Below are 4,935 nucleotides of genomic sequence, written 5' to 3' on the forward strand. Positions count from 1 at the left end.
CGGAAGACAGATCGAGACGGTGATGATGGAGATGGCCGCGCCCGATGACACCGCCGGCGAGGCGTTGGAGGCGATGTCCACCGAGGCCGCCATGCGCCTGATCGCGGGCCTGCCGTTGGACCAGGCGGAGGCGGTGCTCCTGCGAGTGGTCATGGGGCTGGACGCGAAGACCGCGGGGCGGGTCCTGGGCAAGCGCGCCGGCGCGGTCCGCACCGCGGCGCACCGAGGGCTGCGCAGGCTCGCCGAACAGCTCGGCGAATGTGGGGTTACCGGGGCTGGTCGACCGGAGGCAGGTGAACCAGGTGAACATGGTCGGGGTGGCGGCGCGCAGCGATGATCATGGGTTCCGGTCAGGTGCAACACGGCCAGGTGTAACACCGGTGAGGGCTTCGACGCTGAAGGACGTGAGATGAGCACACACCGACCCCGTCGGATCGGCCGGGGCGCCGCGGAGCGGATGCTTCGCGGCGGCCCGGTCAATGCGGGGGCCGGTGCGGATCCCCTTGGCGACCTGCTCGCCGCCGTGGCCGCTCCGGCCCGCGATGGCGAGCTCGACGGTGAGGAAGCGGCTGTGGCCGCTTTCCGGGAGGCGCGTCTCGCTCACGTCACCCAGCCGCGGAGAGAGCCCATGTTCAAGTTGTTGCTCGCGAAGTTCCTGACCGCGAAGGTCGCCGCCGTGGCGGTCGCGGCCACGGCCGTCGGAGGCGTCGCCGCCGCCGCTGGCACAGGAGTACTGCCCGTCCCCGGTGTAGGTGGCAGCGCCGCCGTGTCCCCGGTGGCTACGCCCTCCGCCGAGGTGACCGCGCCGCGGGTCTCGGCGCCGAGCGCCGGTGCGTCCGTCTCGGCGTCGCTGCTCGCGCTGTGCCATACCTACACGGCCGACGCCGGCGCGGCTCTCAGTTCCCCGGACCTGAACGCGCTGGTCACGGCCGCTGGCGGCAGTGACCAGGTCGGCGCCTTCTGCGCGAAGGCCCTGCAGGCCGAGGCCGGCGCCGGGGTGGGTGCGGCCGCCGGGCCGGGCGGCACGGGTGTCGGCGCGCAGGTTCCGGGTGTGGGTGTGGGTGTGGGTGCCGGGCCGGGTGGTGCGGGTCTCGGCGTCGAGGTCGGGCCGAGTGCGGGTGTGGGTGTGGGTGCCGGGCCGGGCGGCGCCGGTCTCGGCGCTAGCGTGGCGCCGTCGGTTCGTCGCTGACCGGTGGTCCCAGGAGGGGGCCGGCCAGTCTGGAGGGGGCCGGCCGGCCTGGAGGGGTCGGGGGTTCAGGCGGCGAGCCCGTGCCGCGCGTCCGCTGCCTGACAGCTGACGACCAGTTCGCCGTCGTGGGCGTCGACGCGCACCGTTCCGCCTTCGGTGACCTCGCCGCGGAGCAGCGCGCGGCCGATGCGGGTTTCGACGTCGTGGGAGATGTAACGGCGCAGCGGCCGGGCGCCGTAGACCGGGTCATATCCCGCCCGGACGATCAGACGCCGGCCGGCGTCGGTCAGCTCGAGGGTGATCCGCCGCTCGGCCAGGCGTCCGCGCAGGTCAGAGAACTGGAGATCGACGATCCGCTCGAGCTGGGGTAGGCCCAGCGGCCGGAACAGGATGATGTCGTCGATCCGATTGAGGAACTCCGGGCGGAAGTGCCCGCGCAGGTCGGCCATCACCCGGGCCTGCGCGTCGGGTCTGATTTGCCCGTCAGAGTCGACGCCGTCGAGCAGGTAGGGGGAGCCGATGTTGGAGGTCATGATGATGACGGTGTTGCGGAAGTCAACCCGGTGTCCCTGGGCGTCGGTGACGCGGCCGTCATCGAGGATCTGCAGCAGGACGTTGAACACGTCGGTGTGTGCCTTCTCGATCTCGTCGAAGAGCACCACCGCGTAGGGCTTGCGTCGGACCGCCTCGGTGAGCTGGCCGCCCTCCTCGTAGCCGACGTAGCCGGGGGGAGCGCCGACGAGCCGGCTGACCGTGTGCCGTTCCTGGTACTCGCTCATGTCGAGGCGGGTCATGTTCTCCTCGGTGTCGAACAGGGCGGCGGCCAAGGCCCTGGCCAGCTCGGTCTTGCCGACGCCGGTGGGTCCGAGGAAGATGAACGAGCCGATGGGCCGGCGGGGGTCGCGGATGCCGGAGCGGGCCCGGATGATCGCGTCGGTGACCAGCGTGACGGCCTCATCCTGGCCGACGACCCGCTGGCGCAGGGTGTCGTCGAGGCACAGCAGCTTCTCGCGTTCGGTCTCGCGCAGCCGGGAGACCGGGATGCCGGTCCAGGCCGCGACGATCTCGGCGATCTCCTCGTCGGTGACGACCTCGCGCAGCAGCCGCTGCTCGCCCTGTTTGGCGGCGAGCCGGTCCTCCTCGGCCGCGAGTCGCCGTCCCAGCTCACCCAACCGGCCGTAGCGCAGCTCGGCGGCCCGGTTCAGGTCGTAGGCTCGTTCGGCTTCCTCGGCTTCGCGGCGCACCCGTTCGAGCTCCTCGCGTAGCTGCTGAACCCGCCGGATCGCCTGGCGTTCGGCATCCCACTGGGCGCGCTTGGCATCGGCCTCGGCGCGCAGGTCGGTGAGCTCCCGGCGCAGCTCGGCCAGCCGGGTCTCGCTGGCCGGGTCGGTCTCCTTGGCCAGGGCGGCTTCCTCGATTTCCAGGCGGGTGACCCGCCGGGTGATCTCGTCGAGCTCGGCGGGCATCGAGTCGATCTCGGTGCGTAGCCGGGCGCAGGCCTCGTCGACCAGGTCGATCGCCTTGTCCGGCAGGAATCGGTCGGTGATGTAACGGTAGCTCATCGTGGCAGCGGCGACCAGTGCGCCATCCTGGATCTTTACTCCGTGGTAGATCTCGAAGCGTTCCCGCAGCCCGCGCAGGATCGAGATGGTGTCCTCGACGGTGGGCTCGTCGACCATGACCGGCTGGAAGCGGCGTTCCAGTGCGGCGTCGGACTCCACGCGCTTGCGGTACTCGTCCAGCGTCGTTGCGCCGATCATGTGCAGCTCGCCGCGGGCGAGCATCGGCTTGAGCATGTTGCCGGCGTCTATGGCGCCTTCGGCCGCGCCGGCTCCCACCACGGTGTGCAGCTCGTCGACGAAGAGCAGAATGCGGCCCTGGGCGGCCTTGATCTCGGCCAGCACGGCCTTGAGCCGCTCCTCGAACTCGCCGCGGTACTTGGCGCCCGCGACCAGGGATCCCAGGTCCAACGCGAAGATCGTCTTGCCGCGTAGTCCTTCCGGGACGTCGCGGTGGACGATGCGCTGCGCCAGGCCCTCCACGATCGCGGTCTTGCCGACGCCCGGATCGCCGAGCAGCACCGGGTTGTTCTTCGTCTTGCGGCTGAGGATCTGGATGACGCGGCGGATCTCGGCGTCGCGGCCGATGACCGGTTCCAGCGTGCCGTCGCGGGCCTGGACAACCAGGTCGCGGCCGTACTTCTCCAGCGCCTCGTAGGTGGCTTCCGGCGTCGCGGAGGTGACCCGCTGATGGCCGCGTACCTGGGTGAGCGCGGCGAGGAACGACTCCCGGGTGATCCCATGCTCCGCCAGCCGCCTCCCGGCCTCGGTGGCCGACCCCTCCTCGGCTAGCGCGAGGAGAAGGTGTTCCACCGAGACGTAGTCGTCCCTGAGCCGCCCGGCCTCGCGCTCGGCCGCATCCAGCAGCCGGGACAGCCGCTGGGTGAGGAACACCCGCCCGGGGGCGGCGCCCGGCCCGCTGACCTTCGGCCGCCGGGCCAGGTCGGCTTCGACGGCGGCGGCCAGCGCGGCGGAGTCGGTGCCGGTCTGCCCGATCAACCGGGGGATCAGCCCGTCCGGGGCCTGCAGCAGGGCGAGGAGCAGATGCTCGCCGTCGACCTCGGTGTGCCCGAGCGCGGTCGCCCTGGCCTGCGCCGCGGCCAAGGCCTTCTGGGACTTCTGAGTCAGCCGGTTCATGTCCACGGCGGTGTGCTCCTTGCGGCTGTCGGAGATCGAGCGGCCTGGTCACCGCGCAGCGCGGCTTCCAGCAGGTCGATGCGGTCGAGCAGGTCGAGGACGAGACCGATCGCGGCGTAGTTCAGGCACAGGCCGGCCCGCAGCCGTTGGATCCTCGCGATCGTCGCCGGGGTGTCCGGGGCGAACCACAGCGTCCCGGTGGCGTCGCGGGAGGCCTCCAGCAGGCCGAGCGCCACGAACCGGCGGACCAGGTCGGGATGCAGCCCGCCGCGGCTGGCGACCGTCTCCACGGTCAGCTTCCGGGCTGGTGCCAGCGGGTAACGCGGCCGGGTGATCGGCGACGGCGCCGTCCGCTGCTGCGACGGGGATGGGATGGTCATCGCCAGGATCCCTTGCTCGGATCGGACTTTCTGGGGTTGGAGTTTCTCGGGTCGGAGTTTCTCGGGTCGAAGGTCGAGGTGGCCGCCAGTTCTCCGAACAGCGCCCGCTCCCGGTCGGTCAGCGTCGGCGGCACTGCCACGCTGACCTCGGCGTAGAGGTCGCCCGGCCGTCCCGACGGATTCGGCAGGCCCTCGCCACGCAGCCGCAGCCGGCGGCCACTCGACGAACCCGCCGGGACGTGGACCTTGACCTCGCCGCCGGGAGTGCTGGTCGAGACCGTCGCGCCCAGCGCCGCCTCCCACGGGGTGACCGGTAGCTTCAGCTGGATATCGCGGCCGCCCACCCGATAGCGGGGGTGCAGTGCGATCCGTACCCGCAGGTAGAGGTCGCCGGGCGGGGCGTCACCGCTGCCACGGCCGCCCTGCCCGGCCAGCCGGATCCGCTGACCGGCCACCACCCCCGCGGGGATGCTGACCTGGTAAGAACGCGGCCCGTCCGAGCCGGTCAGCGTGACCCGGCGGCGACCACCCCGGTACGCCTCCTCGACCGTCAGGCTGAGCTCGGCTTCCTGGTCGGCGCCCGGGATCGGCCCGGCCGCGCCACGGGCCCCGAAAAGGGTTCCGAACAGATCCTCGAATCCGGCTGTGCCGAAACCCGCCCCCCCATCCC

At 71.9% G+C, this 4,935-nt stretch carries 5 protein-coding genes; 2 read left to right on the forward strand and 3 right to left on the reverse strand.

Features of this window, described 5'->3' with window-relative positions:
• Together ACY45C_RS19925 and ACY45C_RS19930 are read left to right on the forward strand one after the other, a co-directional pair.
• A partial coding sequence (locus ACY45C_RS19925) for an RNA polymerase sigma factor (protein WP_462189088.1) occupies positions 1-337 on the forward strand: 337 nt, incomplete at its 5' end.
• 72 nt (positions 338-409) lie between these two features.
• On the forward strand, positions 410-1,189 hold the full coding sequence (locus ACY45C_RS19930; RefSeq protein ID WP_462189089.1) for a hypothetical protein: 780 nt from the start codon (positions 410-412) through the stop codon (positions 1,187-1,189).
• 65 nt (positions 1,190-1,254) lie between these two features.
• On the opposite strand, the gene clpB is transcribed toward ACY45C_RS19930, so the two are convergent.
• From clpB to ACY45C_RS19945, 3 genes are all read right to left on the reverse strand, one after another.
• The gene (clpB, locus tag ACY45C_RS19935; protein WP_462189090.1) at positions 1,255-3,891 is read right to left on the reverse strand and encodes an ATP-dependent chaperone ClpB; all 2,637 of its coding nucleotides are present in this window, start codon (positions 3,889-3,891) and stop codon (positions 1,255-1,257) included.
• Positions 3,882-4,265 (reverse strand): chaperone modulator CbpM, encoded by a 384-nt coding sequence (locus ACY45C_RS19940; RefSeq protein WP_462189091.1) that lies wholly within the window; start codon positions 4,263-4,265, stop codon positions 3,882-3,884. Before ACY45C_RS19940 ends, clpB begins: the two co-directional genes overlap by 10 nt.
• Positions 4,262-4,935: J domain-containing protein (locus ACY45C_RS19945; protein WP_462189092.1), on the reverse strand; the 674-nt coding region annotated here is incomplete at its 5' end. The genes ACY45C_RS19940 and ACY45C_RS19945, both read right to left, overlap by 4 nt.

It is taken from the genome of Frankia sp. CcWB2 (assembly GCF_977927585.1).

Bases quoted from the DNA above. Each gene is read 5' to 3' on its own strand.
- ACY45C_RS19940 (WP_462189091.1), bottom strand. From the start codon at position 4,265: ATGACCATCCCATCCCCGTCGCAGCAGCGGACGGCGCCGTCGCCGATC.
- ACY45C_RS19930 (WP_462189089.1), top strand. From the start codon at position 410: ATGAGCACACACCGACCCCGTCGGATCGGCCGGGGCGCCGCGGAGCGG.